We start from the raw sequence: 16284 nt of genomic DNA, 5'->3' as shown, positions 1-16284 counted from the left end.
GGTCAGTTCGTGGAGTTGGATTCGGGGGAGGAGATCGGCGTCGCGGCGGGCGCGGGACGCGGCGCTCCGCCGAAGAACGCGGCGACGGCGGCGGGGTTCGACGGGAAGTAGTGGTGGACGTAGCTCGCGCGCAGCGAACCCCGCGCGTACAGGCGCTCGGCCGCGCGGCCAGCATTCGGGTTGCGCGCCGTGGCGATCGGCGCGAGCGGTGTTTCCATCGTCGAGTAATGGAAGGTGTGGCCGCGCAACTCGCCTTCAGGCCAGTCGATAGATTGCAAGCCCAGCGCGGCCAGGCGCTTCTGTATCGCGGCTCGGCCCGGCATCAGCGCCGCCATCGGATGCGGTGCGCCGTCGCCGTCGCTCAGCTCATCGAGCAGCACCAACATCCCGCCACACTCGGCCAGCAACGGCTTCTCGGCTTCCAAATGCGCCTTCACGTCCGCGAAGAACGTCGGATGAGCGCCCAGCACTTCGGCGTGGAGCTCCGGGTAGCCACCAGGCAGCCACAACGCATCGCATCCCGGAAGACGCTCGCCCGCAATCGGGCTGAACTCGATCACTTCAGCGCCAAGACCACGCAGCAGATCAAGATTGGCCGGGTAGATGAAAGAGAAACACGCGTCATTCGCGACTGCGATGCGCCTCCCGTCCAACGCTCGACCGAGCACGAGACAGTCAACCGGGGTTCCCTTTTCTCCATGTCCCTCCTTCAGTTGCCTACCGGCAACTGATTTCCCTCCTTGACTTCCGAAAAGGGAACCCCGGTCGCCTGTCTCCGATACACCCAGCCCCACATCGAGCCCCACATCGAGGCCCGCATCGAGACCTGCTTCGAGCCCCACATCGAGCCGTGCGCCCGCATCCCAGGCATCCGCCCAGGCATCCAGCTGTGCATCGATCTCGGGCAACTCCAGCGCTTGAACCAGCCCCAGATGACGCTCAGGGAGGGAGAGGGCACCATCGCGCTTCAGCGCAGCAATCAGCGGCAAGTCGTCCGGCAAACCCTCCGCGACCATCGTCGCGTGCACATCGCTGCCCACCCGGTTCGCGATCACGCCAGCCACTCGGATGTCGTCCCGGAATCGCGCCAGACCCGTCGCCAACGCCGCGAAGGTCTGCGCCATCGCCGACGCATCCAAGACCACGATCACCGGCAACCCAAAGGTCGCCGCCAGGTCCGCGCTGCTCGGCTTGCCATCGAACAAACCCATCACGCCCTCGACCAGGATCAGGTCGGCCTCCCGCGCCGCATCCTCCAGCAGCTGGCGGCAATGCGCCTCGCCGCCCATGAACAGGTCGAGCTGATACACCGTGTGGCCGCTCGCGCGCGCCAGCACCATCGGATCCAGATAGTCCGGCCCCGTCTTGAAGACACGCACCCGCAGCCCACGTCGGCGCGCCGATCGCGCCATCGCCGCCGTCACGCTGGTCTTGCCCTGGCCCGAGGCCGGCGCGCTGATGAGATATGCAGGACAGGTCGTCATCGGGAAACACACATCAAGAAGCAGTCATCCGCACTTGCGGCACTTGCGGCACCGGCGCCACGCGCGGGCACCGCAAGGTGCCCGGCGCACCAAGCGTCCGCGACAGGCCAGGCGCCATCACGCATTCAGGGCCACCCATCGACCCTGCACCTGCAGGATCAGCAAGCGGTGGTGGAACACTCGCTGCAGCGCGTCATGCGTCGCCGGCTCGTCCGGCGCGCCTTCATGCACGATGCGGCCGCCGTCCATCACGACCAGCGTGTCCGCCTGCAGCGCCACGTTGAGTTCATGCAGCACGCTCACCACCGCGCCGCCGTGGGCGACACGCTCGCGCACCAGCCGTGCCCAGTCGCTCTGATGCGGCGGATCGAGGTGAGCCAGCGGCTCGTCCATCAGCAGCACGCCCGATCGAACGGCCAACGCGCGCGCCAGCAGCACCCGCTGCCGTTCGCCGCCGGACAGGCTGCCCAGCGCGCGTTCCTTCCACTCCCAGCTCTGCGTCTGGCGCATCGCCTGCTCGACCGCCGCGTGGTCGGCGGCGCTCGCCGGCGCCAGCCACGGCTGGTGCGGCAGCCGGCCCAGCATCGCGACGTCGTAGGCCGTGAGGTCGTCGGAAGCGCTCTCGTTCTGGCCCAGCCAGGCGACCTGCCGCGCGCGCGCCTTCGCGGGCACCGACGCCCACGGCTTGCCGTCCAGCGTCAGCGCGCCGTCGAACGGCAGCAGTCCCGCGATGGCGCGCAGCAGCGTCGACTTGCCGGCGCCGTTCGGGCCGACGATCGCCGTCCATGCCGCCGGCGCGGGCGCGAAGGTCAGCGGCTGCAGGACCGGCCGATGGCCGAGGGACAGCGCGCGCAGGTCGATGCGCAGCGCGGGCACGGCGCCGAGGTCGAGGGCGGCATCGCTCATCGCGCGCCTCCGCCGAAATGCGCCTTGCGCCGGTGCATCAGCCACAGCAGGTAGCTGCCGCCCAGCAGCGCGGTGATGATGCCCACCGGCAGTTCCTGCGGCGCGATGACCCAGCGCGCGGCGATGTCCGCCGCGAGCAGCAACGCCCCGCCGGTCAGCGGCGAGAGCAGCAGCAGCGCGCCATGCGTCGTGGGGCCCCAGCTGCGCACCAGGTGCGGCGCGACCAGACCGACGAAGGCGATGAGGCCGCATTGCGCGACCGCCGCGCCGGTCGCCAGCGACAGCGCTGCGATGAGCAGCAGCCGGATGAGCGTCAGCCGCTGGCCGAGCGAACGGGCCGTGTCCTCGCCCAGCGTCAGCGCGTCCAGCGTGCGGCTGGACCCGAGCGCGACCAGCAGGCACAGGACCATCGCCACCGCCATGATGTGGACCGCGCTCCAGCCGACGTAGCCGGTGCTGCCCAGCATGAAGGCCTGCATCGCGCGCAGGATGTCGGGGTTCATCAGCGTCAGCAGCGCCGAGCCGGAGCCCAGCACCACGCCGACGACCACGCCCGCCAGCAGCAGCCGCAGGCTCTGCGTGACGCCGCGCGCCAGCACCAGCGTGAGCAGCACCGCGCCGATGGCGCCGACGAAGGCCGCGCCGGTCATGCCGACGCGCAGCGCCAGCGCCGCCGCCGCCGGCGAGATGCCCATGACGAAGAGCAGCGCCGCCACGCCCAGCGAGGCGCCCGCCGAGCAGCCCAGCAGGTAGGGGTCGGCCAGCGGGTTGCGGAAGAGGCCCTGCGCGATGGCCCCGGCCAGCGCCAACAGCGCGCCCGCGAGCCACGCGCCGATCGAGCGCGGCGCCCGGATCTCCCACAGGATCATCCGCATCGTGTCGTCGCCGCTGGTCCAGGGGCTCCAGCCCAGGCTGCCGATGGCCAGGCCCAGCGCGAGCAGCGCCACGCCCAGCGCCAGCAACGCGACGGTCTGCGCCAGGGTCCGCGCGGACATGGCCGCCGTGATCGGGCGCATCAGCGCATGCCCCCCGGCGGCGCGTTGAAGGGGACCGTCGGCAGCGGCACCGGGCCGATGGACGCGTCGCGCAGGCAGCGCGCCATCAGCGACGCCGCCTCCGACATGCGCGGTCCCGGCCGCACGAGGACATCGGACTCCGCGGGGGTCCAGACGCACAGGCGCTGGTTCTTGACCGCGCGGATGCCCTGCCAGCCCGGCCGCTCCGGGAGACCCGGCGCGTTGCGCTGGCCGACCATGATCACCTGCGGGTCGGCCCGGACGATGAACTCGGGATTGAGCTTGGGGAAGGGGCCGAGCTCGGCCGGGATGATGTTCTTCGCGCCCAGCCGCGCGAGGATCTCGCCGATGAAGGACACGGTGCCCGCGCCGTAGGGGCCGGCATCGACCTCGTAATAGACGCTCAGCCCGCGCGCGGCCGGCGGCAGCGTCGCCGCGGCCTGCGCGATGTGGCCGTCGATGCGGTTCCAGATGCGCCGCGCGTCGTTGTCCTTGCCCAGGATCTGCCCGACCTTGCCCAGCACGCGCTGGACGTCGTTCATGCTCTTGGGCTCGAGCGCGACGACCTTCAGCCCCAAGCCCTCGAGCCGGTCGATCACCCGCGCCGAGACGCCCAGCAGCACCACGTCGGGCTTGGCCGCGACCAGCGCCTCGATGCTGGTGTCGTCCAGGCCGCCGAACTTGGGCAGCTTCTGCACCGCCGCCGGATGGTTGGAGAAGCGGTCGACGCCGACCAGCTTGGCGCAGTCGCCCAGCTCGCACACGGTCTCGGTCAGCGAGGGCAGCAGGCTGACGATGCGCCGCGGCACGTCCGGCAAGCTGACCGTGTGGCCCCGGTCGTCCTTCAGCGTGATCGGCGCCGCGGTCGCGGTCGCGACGGTGCCCGTGGCGAGCAGCGCCGTGGCGGCGAGGGTGGCGGTGGCGATCAACAGCGCGCGCATCGCGCGCCGTGGGCTTCCCATCGGGGTCATTCGTCGTTCTCCAGGTTCTCCACGGGCCGCGTCCACGGCTGCCCGGCCACCATCAGCGTCAGCTCGCCGCATTGCCGCGCGACGAGCTGGTTGAGCCGTCCGAGCTCGTCGACATAGGCGCGCACCTCGCGTCCCATCGGCATCACGCCCCAGCCGACCTCGTTGGACACGAAGACCACCGGCGAGGCGAGCTGCGGCAGCAGCCGCTGCAGGCCCGCGCATTCGGCGCGCCAGTCGTCCAGGCGCGGCGCGCCGTCCATCGGCATCAGCCAGTTGGTGAGCCACAGCGTCAGGCAGTCGACGACCACCAGCCGCCGCGGCGACGAGAGCGCGCTGAGCGCGTCGCACAGTCGCAGCGGCGCCTCGACGGTGTCGAAGCCCGCCGGTCGGTCGGCCCGGTGGCGGGCGATGCGCTCACGCATCTCGTCGTCGTGCGCCTCGGCCGTGGCGACGACCGTCACCTGGTGTCCCGGCGCGCGCGCCCAGCGCAGCGCCAGTCGCTCCGCATGGCGCGACTTGCCACTGCGCTGGCCGCCGACGATCAGGTGGTGGGCAGGCATCGGGGTCCTTCGTGCGTGGGGAAGCCGCGACCTTACAGCGTCGGCGTGTAGCGCAGCGAGACGAACCAGGTGCGCGGCGCCTGCTGGTAGTAGTTCGCCGTCTGGTACGCGCGGTTGAAGGCGTTGTCGACGTTGAGCTGCACGCGCCAGTCCTTGGCGACCGCGACCTGCGCGTCGAGGTTGAGCAGGCCGTAGCCGCCCAGCCGCGTCTTGTTGGCCGCGTCGTCCCAGCGCGCGCCGGAACCCACCACCGTCGCACCCAGGGTCCAGGCCTGGAACGTCGTGTCCGCGCGCAGCGTGCCGAAGCGCTTGGCGCGCCGTTGCAGCTGGCGGCCGGTGCTGGCGTCGGTCGGGTCCAGGAAGTCCGCGGTGGCGCTGAGGTTCACCGGGCCGATCGCCGCGCCGCCCTTCAGGCTGGTGCCCTTGAGCAGGGCGCGCGCGATGTTGCCGTAGCAGCCCGCCGTGGCCGGGCAGGTGCCCGCCGCGCCGAAGGCGATGAGGTCGGTGACGCGGTTGTGGAAGGTGGTGACGGCGACGTCGAAGCCGCCTTGCGCCCACGCCAGGCCGGCCTCGCGGTTGTGCGCCCGCTCCGGACGCAGTTCCTCGACGCCGGGCCGGGTCGTGTCCGGGCCATAGACGCTGCCGCGCTGGTACAGCGTCGGCGCGCGGAAGGCGCTGCCGGCCGAGGCCGTGACGCGCCAGCCGCCGCCGAGCTGGTAGCCCGCGGCGAGGTTGCCGGTGTCGACACCGCCGAAGTCGCTGTCGTCGTCATGGCGGCCGTGCGCCTGCAGGCTCAGCGCGCCGAAGCGGCCGAGGTAACCCACGCCCGCCGCGTTCTGGCTGCGGGTGCTCCGGCCGCCACCGCGCAGGTCGGTGTTGACGAGCCGGTCCTCGCGGCGCTCCAGCACGCCATTGAGCTGGTGCTGTTCGTTGAAGCGGTAGAAGCCCTGCAGCGAGGCGCTGCGGATGCGCGTCTTCGTCAGGTAGGGCGAGGTCGGCTTGGTCTCGTAGTCCTCCTCGGACTGGCCGGCCGACAGCTGCGTCGAGAGCGCCTCGGACCAGGTCGAGTCCAGGCTCAGGCGGGCCGCCAGGGTGTCGGTGATGGTGCGGTCGTCGGCGTTCTTGCCGGCGTCGTAGCCGGCGTTGCTGCGGCTCTTCAGGCCGGTGAACGCCAGGCGCTGGCCTTCGGCGACGCGGCCGCCCAGGCGCAGGCTGCCGCTGTAGCCGCGCCAGCCGTCGCGGTCGGGATTGAAGCTCTTGTTGTCGGTGCGGCTGTAGACGTTGAAGCCGGTGCCGCGGTCCATCGCCAGCGAGGCGGCGTAGTCGAACGCGGCCGTGCTGCCGCTGACGCCGATGTCGGCCTTCGCCTGGCCGAGGTTGCCGCCGCCCACGCCCAGGTCGAGCTGGGTGCGGCCGCTGCCCTTGCGGGTGAAGATCTGCACCACGCCGCCGATGGCGTCGGAGCCGTACAGCGCGCTGGCCGGCCCCTTGAGGACCTCGATGCGCTCGATCTGCGAGACCGGCAGGTTCTGCCAGCCCGCGCCGCCGGTGGACTGGCTGTCCACGCGCACGCCGTCGATCAGCACGACGGTGTGCCGCGTCTCGGCGCCGCGCAGCAGCACCGAGGTGTTGCTCGCCGGACCGCCGTTGCTGGTCATCTGGATGCCCGCGACGTTGCGCAGCAACGCGGCGATGTTGCCGAAGCCCTGGCGCTCGATCGCGTCGCGGTTGATGACGGTCAGGTCGGCGACGACATCCGACAGCTTCATCGGCGTGCGGGTGCCGGTGACGGTGACTTCGTCGAGCCGGCTGGCGGAGGCGGGGAGGGGCGCGGATTGCGCGAAGGCGGCCGACGCCACGGCGACCGGCGTGAGGACGAGCAGCGAGCGGGCAACGGCGCGCGCGCGCGAAACGAACGGGATCATGAGGAACGGACCAACGACGGTTCAGGGTCCTGCTCACCCGCAGGACGTCTGAGGACAGGCACCGCCGGCCGCGTCGCCACCCCTCAGGGAGGACGGATCGCGATCGGCCGGACGGCACCACCTGTTGGCCGGTATCCGGGCTGGTGGCCGCTGCCTGCATCCTTCCCAGCACGAACGCGCCAGTGGACATGGGGACAGGCAGTGCCGGCGGCGGCCCGGAGGTCCTGGTTCAGGATCCCGGTCGCGCGGCCGGCGGCCACTTACCGTTGCGGGGACAGCTCAGGTTGGCGAGCGCGTCGTGGACACGCGGGCTCCCTGATTCCCGTTTAACTGCACGGACGCAATGTCCGCGCGAGCACCAACGGCGCGCATTCTAGCGAGGGGAGGGCGCGTCGTGAGCCGGCATCGCGCCCGCGGCGCCCAGCGAGCCGCGCGCGGCGGAGACGGTCGGCGTCGGCGGCAGGACCGGCTCCGGTTTCTTCGGCGCCTTGGGTTTCTTCTTCGGCGGCTTCGGATCCTTGGGCTTGGGCTTCTTCGGATCGGCCGGCTTCGACGGGCGCGTCGAGGTCCGCGGGCCGACGCGGCCATCGATGCCCGCGGCGATCGGCGGCGACTTGCTGGCCTGCCGCGCGCGCTCGCGATCGCGGTCTCGTTGGCGGGCGGCGTGCTCGCGTGTCTCGGCCGTCACGCGCTGGCGCGCGGCCGCCGCTTCCTTTGGATCGACCTCGTCCTTGGGCAGCGCCAGCGCGCGGCTCTGGCCGTCGGGGCAGGGGCTGTCGCGCAACTCCTGACCCTGCGGACCGCAGCGGTAGTAGCCCAGCGTGCGCTCCTGCGCCGGTGTGGGCGCAGCCTTGGCGTCGCCGTCGCCCTGCGCGTGCGCCGCGCCGAGCAGGAGGACCAGAACAACAGTCGTCAGGATCGGGGCGGCGCGGCGGGGCATGTCAGTCTCCGGAAGGCGGCGGCGCGGGGACGGCCGTGGGTGCGGCGGCCGTGGGCGCGGCGGATGCGGCGGGGGCAGCGGGCGAGGCGCCCGGGGCGCTCGCCGCCACGGTGGTGGAGGTGGCGGCAGCCGCGGCGGGCGCGCCCGGCTTGGGTGGCAGGTTCGCAGGTCTCGGCGGCTTGGGCCGCGGCGGCTTCGCGTGCAGCAGCGCCACCGCCTTGGCCATGTCGCCGCCGGTCATCAGCTTGAAGGCCTCGAAGGACTTGCCGATGCAGTCCTCCACCGCCTGGCGCTCCGCCAGCGGCGGCTTGCGCAGCACGTAGCCCGCCACCTCGTCCTTGTGGCCCGGATGCCCGATGCCCAGCCGCAGCCGCCAGAAATTGCCGCTGCCCAGCTGCGCCTGCATGTCCTTGAGCCCGTTGTGGCCGGCATTGCCGCCACCCTGCTTGAGCTTGAGCTCCCCGGGCGCGATCTCGAGCTCGTCGTGGATCGCCAGGATCTCCTCGGGCGCGATCTTGAAGAAGCGCGCCAGCGCCGCCACCGACTTGCCCGACAGATTCATGTAGGTCATCGGCTGCAGCAGCCAGATCGGGCCCGACGCGCCCGGCGCGTCGTTCACCCGCGCCACCAGGCCGTGGTACTTCGTGTCCAGCTGCGGCGTGGCCTTCAGCCCCCGCGCCAGCGCATCGATCCACCAGAACCCGGCGTTGTGCCGGGTGTCCTCATATTCCGGGCCAGGATTGCCCAGGCCGACAAAGAGACGAATCATGGGGCGCGATTATCAGTGGCGAGCTCAAAAGCAGAAGGCCCCGCGAGCGGGGCCTTCCTTGGAGGGGTGCCCCCTCGAAGGAGGGCAGACCCCGGGGCCGGCAGACACGCCTCGTCAGGCGCGCGGCCGGCGAAGAAGCAATTACTTCTTCTTCTTTTTCTTGTCGTCGGCGGCCGGAGCGGCAGCCACGACGATCTCTTCCACCACCGCCGGGACCGGGGTCGCGACGACCGGGTTCGGCTTGCCGTGGGTGACGATCTTGATGTGGTCGGCCAGCTTCAGGTCGTTCACGTGGATCGAGTGACCCATCGTCAGGCCGCTCAGGTCGACTTCGATGAACTCGGGCAGCTGTTGCGCCAGGCAGGTGATTTCCAGCTGGGTCAGCACGTGGTTCACGGTGCCCTTGTCGGTCTTGACGGCCGGCGACTCGGCTTCACCGACGAAGTGCAGCGGCACCTTCTTGGTGATCTTGGTCGTGGCGTCGACGCGCTGGAAGTCCACGTGCAGCACTTGCTGCTTGTACGGGTGCATCTGGAAGTCACGCAGCAGCACTTGCGTGGTCTTGCCGTCCACTTCCATGTCGAGGATGGAGCTGTGGAAAGCTTCCTTCTTCATGGCGTGGAACAGCGCGTTGTGATCCAGCTCGATGACGGCCGGCTCGCCAGCGCCGTAAACGATGCCCGGAACCTTGCCGGCGTGGCGCAGGCGGCGGCTCGCTCCGGTCCCCTGCAGCTTGCGCTCGAAAGCGACGAATTTCATATCAATCTCCAAGATGGACGGAACGCCACCATTGACGTTCCGGGTGAAGGCCCCGCGACCAGGCACCTTCGCGAAACGGCCGCTGTCCTCGCGAACAGCGGCCGGTACTCTGTAGCGATCAGAAGTTGTTGTTCTGCTCCGAGAACAACGAGGTCACCGATTCACCGTCCGAAATGCGGCGGATCGTCTCGGCGAACAGGAAGGCCACCGACAGCTGGCGGATCTTGCCGCAGGCCTTGGCCGCTTCCGACAGCGGGATCGTGTTGCTGATGACGACTTCGTCCAGGTGCGAACCGGCGATGCGCTCGATCGCCGGGCCCGACAGGATCGGGTGCGTGCAGTAGGCGAAGACGCTCTTGGCGCCCCGGTCCTTCAGCACTTCCGCCGCCTTCACCAGCGTGCCGGCGGTGTCGATCATGTCGTCCATGATCACGCAGTTGCGGCCGTCGATCTCGCCGATCACGTGCATCACTTCGGAGACGTTCGCGGCCGGACGGCGCTTGTCGATGATCGCCAGGTCGCAGCCCAGCTGCTTGGCCAGCGCGCGGGCGCGCACCACGCCGCCGACGTCCGGGCTCACCACCACCAGGTCCGAATAGTTGCGGGCCTTCAGGTCCGACAGCAGCACCGGCGACGCGTAGATGTTGTCCACCGGGATGTCGAAGAAGCCCTGGATCTGGTCCGCGTGCAGGTCCATCGTCAGCACGCGCTCGACGCCGACGGTCTCCAGCAGGTTGGCCACGACCTTGGCCGAGATCGGCACCCGCGTCGAACGCGGACGGCGGTCCTGGCGCGCGTAACCGAAGTAGGGGATCACGGCGGTGATGCGGCGCGCGCTGGCGCGCTTCAACGCATCGGCCATGATGAGCAGCTCCATCAGGTTCTCGTTCGTCGGCGCGCAGGTGGGCTGGATCACGAAGACGTCGCGGGCGCGGACGTTCTGCTGGATCTCGACAGCCACCTCGCCGTCGGAAAACCGACCGACCACGGCCTTGCCGAGCTCGAGGCCCAGGTGCGTGGCGATTTCTTTGGAGAGGGACGGGTTAGCGTTACCCGTGAAGAGGACGGTATTGAGCAGCACGACGGGCCATCCTTAGATTTATGGCCCGGTGGCCAACCCAGCGGGTCCCGGATTGAACTAACTGAGAATTTGGCAGGGGAGGAAGGACTCGAACCCTCGCATGTCGGAATCAAAATCCGATGCCTTGACCAACTTGGCGACTCCCCTACACAGGACATTGTTCGTAGAACAACACCCTACAACTTTCAATCTTCCGCCCAGCCCCGCAAGGGGTGAACCGACAGACTGCGACACATCCTTCCGACCCAACCGTCCGGGAGTTCCTGGAACCCGCCTTCCGGTGTCGCCTTGAGATTGCTCTCCAGGCCGGTGACCTTGTCTATTTCCTGCGTCGCGTTTTGCAGAGCAATTCGCGAGGGCTGAACTATAGCAAAAACCGCACTGCCTGAACCCGTCATCCGAGAATTTTCGTAGCGGGCTTGCAACCATTCAAGCGCTGAAGATACTTCGCGACTCGCAGCTTCCGCGGGTGGTTGCAGATCATTTCTGCCCCAACCTTCGTACAACTGCTGCACGAGTATTTCCGGCGTTTGGTGATCGCTCGACATACTGTCTTCGCGTTCACCCGAGCTATTGGCTTCGTCGCTCTGAAAACCTGCCCCCGAAAGGGTTCCCAGGTTGTCTTCGCTGCGTCGGCCGTTCGCTGCAGGAAAGCCCGCTACTATAGCCACGCTTTTTGACCTTTGCAACAGGGGGCTGGAAAAAATTTCCTTGGTGCCGATGCTGGCCGCCGGTTTCACGACCGCCAGGCGCAGTTCCGGCACCTCCAGCGGGGTCAGCACCTCGCCGATGCCCTCGACGAAGGCATTGCGCCCGCCGACGAAGAACGGCACGTCCGCGCCCAGCTGGAGCGCGATCGGCAGCAGCCGCCGGCGCGACCAGTTCAGCCCCCACAGCCGGTTCAGCGCCAGCAGCGTGCTGGCCGCGTCCGACGAGCCCCCGCCCATCCCCGCGCCCGAGGGCAGGCGCTTCTCGACATGGATGTCCGCCCCGAAGGCGCAGCCGCTGGCCTGGCGCAGCGCGCGCGCGGCGCGCAGGCAGAGGTCGTCCGGCGGCAGCGCGTCGCCGCGGTCATGGCGATGCAGCGCCCCGTCCTCGCGGCGCTCGAAGTGCAGCGTGTCCGCCCAGTCGATCAGCACGAACAGCGACTGCAGCAGGTGATAGCCGTCCGGCCGCTTGCCCACGACGTGCAGGAACAGGTTGAGCTTGGCCGGCGCCGGCACGTCGTACAGCGCCTTCAGCGGCGCCGCGGGAGTGGGGGTGGAGGTCATGGACGTCGACATGGCGGCGCAGTATGCCGCCGCCTTCCCTGGAATTTGGGAGCGCCGCCCGTGCGATTAACGAGCGGCCCGTGTTTCCCCCGTGAAAACTGCTCGAAAAATACCTGAGGGCAGTTTGGGGATATCAGGGCGCGGCGGGCGAATCGAGTTTCAGCCGCAGCGTCGCCAACGGTTCCGGGCCGTTCGGATTGAGCCGCTGGGCGGAGATCAACTGGTCGCCGAAGCGGCGCAGGTCGACCTGCCAGCCGAGCTGCTGGAAGGCCTGGTCGCCGGCGGCACGCGAGGGCGCCTGCGGCCAGGGGCGGCCGCGCAGCCAGTCGAACAGCGCCTGCAGCGGCAGCGCCTCGCCGAGCAGCTCCTGCGTCAGCGCGTCGATGTCGTCGTAGGCGCGGTCGCCGTCGGGCGTCTTGAGCCAGGCCGACCCCGGTTGCCAGGACACGCGCGCGACCAGGCTGCCCGTCGGGCCGCTCATCTCCAGCTGGCCGCGGCGCGGGTCGCCGACCAGCTCGAAGCTGGCGGTGACGTTCTGGCCGCGCTGGCTGCCGGACGGCGGGACGATCAACCCGAACTTGCCGGTCAGCCGCGGCGCGTCCTTGAGCGCCGCCGCTGCCGCGCCGTCCGCCTTCGGCACCGAACTGCATCCGGCGAGCACCGCCGGCCCCAGCACCGCCAGCGCGAGCGCGCCGGCGCCGAATCGCCGCCGCCGCATCAGGGGCGGACCTGCAGGCGTTGCATCGCGGCCTGCAGCGCCTCGTTGCGCGGATCGCGCCGGGCCGCGTCGGCGAGGATGCGGCGCGCCTCGTCCTGCTGGCCGGCGGCCCAGAGCACCTCGCCCAGGTGGGCGGCGATCTCCGGATCCGGGCGCGAGCCGTAGGCCTGGCGCAGCAGCCGCTCCGCCTCGCCCAGCCGGCCCAGGCGGAACTCCACCCAGCCCATGCTGTCGACGATGAAGGGCTCGCCCGGGGCGAAGCTCAGCGCCTTGGAGATCAGGTCGCGCGCCTCCTGCAGCCGCTCGTTGCGATCGGCCAGCGAGTAACCCAGGGCGTTGTACGCGTGGTAATGCTGCGGCTTGAGCTGGATCACCTTCTGCAGCAGCGCTTCCATCTCGGTCGCGCGGCCCAGCTTCTCGGCCATCATCGATTGCTCGTAGATCAGGTCGGCGTCCTCGGGCGACTGCTTGATCGCGGTGCCCAGCAGGTCGTAGGCGGCCTGCCACTGCTTGTTCTCGCGCAGCAGCTGCGACTCGGCCAGCACGCGGGCGCGGCGGTCCTGCTCGCGGGTCTCGGGCAGTTGCTGCAGCAGCTTGCGGCCTTCGTCGAGCTTGCCCTGGCGGGCCAGCAGCGACGCGCGGCGGAAGGTGATGTCCAGGTTGCCCGGCGTGGCCTCCAGGCCGCTCAGGCGCTTCTCGGCGGTCTTGTAGTCGCCGCGCATCTCGGCCGCCTGCGCCAGCAGCAGCTGGCCCTGCAGCTTGGCTTCCTTGTCGGCGCGGTCCAGGCCGGCGGCGGCGATCGCGCGCTCGGCCAGCGACGACGAGGCCGGCTTGTCCACCAGCTTCAGGTAGCGCTGCAGCGCGTCCTCGGCGGCGTCGGGATGCTGCAGGTCCAGTTCCAGCGAGCCCAGCGCCAGCCAGTGGCCGGGTTCGTCGGGCGACTCCTGGGTCAGGATGCGGAACTCGCGCGCCGCGTCGCCGGGCCGCTGGGCGCGGGCGAGCGCCCGGGCGTACGCCAGCCGCAGCGCCTGCTTGTCGGGCTTGGCCTGCAGCTCGGCGGTGATCAGCGCCTCGGCCTCGGGGCGGCGCGGCAGCAGCTCCAGCGCCATCAGCAGCGGTTCCTCGCGGTCCGGGAAGTCCTTGGCCGCGGCGCGGACGTGGATCAGCGCGGTCTCCGCGTGGTCGGCGTTCTTGGCGAACTGCGCCAGCACCAGCAGCGAGGCGAACCGGGTCTCGGGCCGGGCGGCGGTCTCGCGCAGCAGCGGCTCGAAGGCCTCCTGGATGCGCGCCGGTTCCGGATTGCGCTGGAACAGCCCCGGCAGCGACGCGATCACCGGGCCGCGGCCGTCGGCCGGCGTCAGCGCCAGCAGCGAGCGCAGGATCGGCGGCACCTCGGCCGGGCGGTTCAGCAGCGCCAGCAGCTGGATCAGCGTGCGGTGCGCCTCGAGCGAGGTGGGCACCGCGTCGCGCCAGGCGCGGGCGGCGATGACGGCCTGGTCGCCCGCGCGCGCCTGCAGCGCGATCTGGACGACGCGGCGGAACAGCTCCTCGTCGCCGCTGCGGCGCGCGGCGTCGAGCAGCACCTGGTACGCGGTGCCGGGTTGGCCGCCCTGCAGCTCCATCTCGCCGATCAGCAGCTGATAGAACATCGGCGCGTCGAGGTCGGAATTGACCACCGGCTCGGAAGCGGCGGACGCCGGCGCGGAGGCGGCCTCGGCGGGGGCCTGGGCGGGGGTGGGAGCGGGAGACTGGGCGTGGGCGGCGCAGCTCAGGGCGAGGGCGGCAACGAGCCACCGGGGGTGGCGCACGAGGGCGGGCATGGAGGAACTCCTGAACTGGGCGGGAAGGCTTGCCGGGCAAGCCGCGGACCATTCTAGGGACGCTTGAAAAGCGTCGCGCCTATGATTCGAGGATGCCCGAGTTACCGGAAGTTGAAGTTACACGACGAAGTTTTGCCCCGGCGATCGCGGGGGCTCGCGTGCTCGACGTGCGGCTGGGAAAGCCGCTGCGATGGCCGCTGGGCGTCGCCGCGGAACGGCTGATCGGCCGGCGGGTGGGCGAGGCGACCCGGCGCGGCAAATACCTGTGGCTGCCGCTGGCGCCGACCGCCGAGGCCCCCGGCCATGCCGGCGAGGACGAGGGCGGCCTGCTGCTGCACCTGGGCATGTCGGGGTCGCTGGCGTTCCGGGAGTCGCCGCCGATGGCCGGCCCGCACGACCACTTCGACCTGGTGACCGACCGCGGCGTGCTGCGGCTGACCGATCCGCGGCGCTTCGGCGCGGTGGTGTGGTCGGACGGGCTGGCGGTGGAACCCGCGGCCAAGCTGCTGGCGCGCATCGGGCTGGAGCCGTTCGACATCGAATTCCACGGCCCCTACCTGCACGAGGGCTTCCGCGGCCGGCGCGTCGCGGTGAAGCAGGCGATCCTGGCCGGCGACGTGGTCGTCGGCGCGGGCAACATCTATGCGTGCGAGGCGCTGTTCCTCGCCGGCGTCAATCCGCGCGTGGCCGCGGGCAAGCTGAGCCGGCCGCGGGCCGAGAAGCTGGCGGCGGCGCTGCGGCGCGTGCTGGGCGAGGCGCTGGAGGCCGGCGGCAGCACGTTGCGCGACTTCAAGGACGCGCACGGCGTGGCCGGCAGCTTCCAGATGCAGGCGCGGGTCTATGGCCGCGAGGGCGAACCCTGCCGGCAGTGCGGCACCAAGATCCGCCGCATCGTGCAGGGGCAGCGCTCGACCTTCTTCTGCCCGACATGCCAGAAACGATGAGCGCGTCCGCGAGCCAGGCCCGCCCCACCGACCGATCCTTCCGATGACCGACGACGATCTGAGAGACCGCGTGGACGCGGTGCGCGGCGATTTCGCGCCGCGGCTGCTGGCGTGGCAGCGCCGCGAGGGGCGGCACGACCTGCCGTGGCAGAACACCCGCGACCCGTACCGCGTGTGGCTGTCGGAGATCATGCTGCAGCAGACGCAGGTGACCACGGTGCTGGGCTACTACAAGCGCTTCCTGGAGCGCTTCCCCGACGTGGCGGCGCTGGCCGCGGCGCCCAACGACGAGGTGATGGCCGCCTGGGCCGGGCTGGGTTACTACAGCCGCGCGCGCAACCTGCACAAGTGCGCGCAGGCGGTGGTCGAGCGCCACGGCGGCGCCTTCCCGCGCAGCGCGGCCGAACTGGCGGAGCTGCCCGGCATCGGCCGCTCGACGGCGGCGGCGATCGCGTCGTTCTGCTTCGGCGAGCGGGTGGCGATCCTGGACGGCAACGTGAAGCGCGTGCTCGGCCGGCTGCTGGCCTTCGACGGCGACCTGGCCTCCGCGGCGCAGGAGAAACGCCTGTGGCGCCAGGCCGAGGCGCTGCTGCCCACATCGCCGGACGACATGCCGGCCTACACGCAGGGGCTGATGGACCTGGGGGCGAGCCTGTGCGCGACGCGCGGCCCGCAATGCCTGCTGTGCCCGGTGAGCGCGCTGTGCGCCGGCCTGGCCGAGGGCGACCCCGCGCGCTACCCCGTCAAGACGAAGAAGCTCAAGCGCGGCCAGCGCGAGAGCTGGTGGCTGTGGCTCGAGCACGAGGGCCGCGTCTGGCTGCAGCAGCGGCCGGCCGAGGGCGTGTGGGGCGGCTTGTGGACGCTGCCGCTGTTCGACGACGAGGCCGCGTTGACGGCGCAGAGCGCCGCGCTGGGCGTGGCGGCGCCGGAGACGCTGCCGCGCGTGAAGCACGTGCTGACGCATTTCGACTGGCTGCTGCATCCGCGCCGCGCGGTGCTGGCGGCGGAGGTCCGCCCGGCCGGCGACGGCGTGTGGGTGGCGCGCGAGCGGCTCGCCGCCTATGCGCTGCCGGCGCCGCTGAAGAAGCTGCTGGACTGAGGCGGATCGGGCCGCGCGGGT

At 70.8% G+C, this 16284-nt stretch carries 14 protein-coding genes, 1 tRNA gene, 2 pseudogenes and 1 riboswitch; of the genes and pseudogenes, 2 read left to right on the top strand and 15 right to left on the bottom strand.

The annotated features are described in order from the left end of the window. Window positions 1–2 precede the first annotated feature (2 nt). From N5D62_RS03220 to N5D62_RS03150, 15 genes and pseudogenes are all read right to left on the bottom strand, one after another. Window positions 3–1484: a cobyrinate a,c-diamide synthase gene (locus N5D62_RS03220; RefSeq protein WP_279756063.1), complete on the bottom strand. Its 1482-nt coding sequence runs from the start codon at window positions 1482–1484 to the stop codon at window positions 3–5. A gap of 117 nt (window positions 1485–1601) precedes the next feature. Further along, window positions 1602–2390, bottom strand: a complete 789-nt coding sequence (locus N5D62_RS03215) for an ABC transporter ATP-binding protein (RefSeq protein WP_279756062.1) — start codon at window positions 2388–2390, stop codon at window positions 1602–1604. Then, window positions 2387–3385 (bottom strand): iron ABC transporter permease, encoded by a 999-nt coding sequence (locus N5D62_RS03210; RefSeq protein WP_279756061.1) that lies wholly within the window; start codon window positions 3383–3385, stop codon window positions 2387–2389. The genes N5D62_RS03215 and N5D62_RS03210 overlap by 4 nt, the downstream gene beginning before the upstream one ends. A 20-nt stretch (window positions 3386–3405) precedes the next feature. Next, window positions 3406–4377 carry an ABC transporter substrate-binding protein gene (locus N5D62_RS03205; protein WP_279756060.1) on the bottom strand — a complete coding sequence of 324 codons (972 nt, stop codon included), beginning with the start codon at window positions 4375–4377 and terminating at the stop codon, window positions 3406–3408. Continuing rightward, the gene (cobU, locus tag N5D62_RS03200; RefSeq protein WP_279756059.1) at window positions 4374–4937 is read right to left on the bottom strand and encodes a bifunctional adenosylcobinamide kinase/adenosylcobinamide-phosphate guanylyltransferase; all 564 of its coding nucleotides are present in this window, start codon (window positions 4935–4937) and stop codon (window positions 4374–4376) included. Before cobU ends, N5D62_RS03205 begins: the two co-directional genes overlap by 4 nt. A gap of 32 nt (window positions 4938–4969) precedes the next feature. Beyond that, window positions 4970–6862: a TonB-dependent receptor gene (locus tag N5D62_RS03195; protein WP_279756058.1), complete on the bottom strand. Its 1893-nt coding sequence runs from the start codon at window positions 6860–6862 to the stop codon at window positions 4970–4972. A 108-nt stretch (window positions 6863–6970) separates the two neighbouring features. Continuing rightward, a riboswitch (cobalamin riboswitch) is annotated at window positions 6971–7240 on the bottom strand. Next, complete coding sequence (locus N5D62_RS03190) at window positions 7236–7802, bottom strand: hypothetical protein (protein ID WP_279756057.1); 567 nt, start codon at window positions 7800–7802, stop codon at window positions 7236–7238. Its footprint overlaps the riboswitch before it by 5 nt. Window positions 7803–7965: 163 nt before the next feature. Next, window positions 7966–8571 (bottom strand): annotated as a pseudogene (gene pth, locus N5D62_RS03185) (aminoacyl-tRNA hydrolase); the annotation flags it as partial. Window positions 8572–8712: 141 nt separating this feature from the next. Next, on the bottom strand, window positions 8713–9330 hold the full coding sequence (locus N5D62_RS03180; RefSeq protein ID WP_279756056.1) for a 50S ribosomal protein L25/general stress protein Ctc: 618 nt from the start codon (window positions 9328–9330) through the stop codon (window positions 8713–8715). A gap of 118 nt (window positions 9331–9448) precedes the next feature. Continuing rightward, window positions 9449–10411 carry a ribose-phosphate pyrophosphokinase gene (locus tag N5D62_RS03175; protein WP_279756055.1) on the bottom strand — a complete coding sequence of 321 codons (963 nt, stop codon included), beginning with the start codon at window positions 10409–10411 and terminating at the stop codon, window positions 9449–9451. Between the two features lie 70 nt (window positions 10412–10481). Further along, window positions 10482–10558, bottom strand: a tRNA-Gln gene (locus N5D62_RS03170). Between the two features lie 38 nt (window positions 10559–10596). Next, entirely contained in the window at window positions 10597–10959 is a 363-nt protein-coding gene (locus N5D62_RS03165) for a hypothetical protein (protein ID WP_279756194.1), read from the bottom strand. 96 nt (window positions 10960–11055) lie between these two features. Beyond that, window positions 11056–11652 (bottom strand): annotated as a pseudogene (gene ispE / locus N5D62_RS03160) (4-(cytidine 5'-diphospho)-2-C-methyl-D-erythritol kinase); the annotation flags it as partial. Window positions 11653–11815: 163 nt separating this feature from the next. Then, window positions 11816–12400: an outer membrane lipoprotein LolB gene (locus N5D62_RS03155; protein WP_279756054.1), complete on the bottom strand. Its 585-nt coding sequence runs from the start codon at window positions 12398–12400 to the stop codon at window positions 11816–11818. Further along, window positions 12400–14220, bottom strand: a complete 1821-nt coding sequence (locus tag N5D62_RS03150; RefSeq protein ID WP_279756053.1) for a tetratricopeptide repeat protein — start codon at window positions 14218–14220, stop codon at window positions 12400–12402. The genes N5D62_RS03155 and N5D62_RS03150 overlap by 1 nt, the downstream gene beginning before the upstream one ends. A gap of 92 nt (window positions 14221–14312) precedes the next feature. On the opposite strand from N5D62_RS03150, the gene mutM reads away from it, so the two are divergent. Together mutM and mutY are read left to right on the top strand one after the other, a co-directional pair. After that, the gene (mutM, locus tag N5D62_RS03145) at window positions 14313–15164 is read left to right on the top strand and encodes a bifunctional DNA-formamidopyrimidine glycosylase/DNA-(apurinic or apyrimidinic site) lyase (RefSeq protein WP_279756050.1); all 852 of its coding nucleotides are present in this window, start codon (window positions 14313–14315) and stop codon (window positions 15162–15164) included. A gap of 43 nt (window positions 15165–15207) precedes the next feature. After that, the gene (mutY, locus tag N5D62_RS03140) at window positions 15208–16263 is read left to right on the top strand and encodes an A/G-specific adenine glycosylase (protein ID WP_279756049.1); all 1056 of its coding nucleotides are present in this window, start codon (window positions 15208–15210) and stop codon (window positions 16261–16263) included. The last annotated feature ends 21 nt before the right edge of the window (window positions 16264–16284 follow it).

It is taken from the genome of Mitsuaria sp. GD03876 (assembly GCF_029840635.1).
Taxonomy (GTDB): Bacteria; Pseudomonadota; Gammaproteobacteria; order Burkholderiales; family Burkholderiaceae_C; genus Roseateles.
This window is presented reverse-complemented; position numbering and strand designations above follow the sequence as displayed.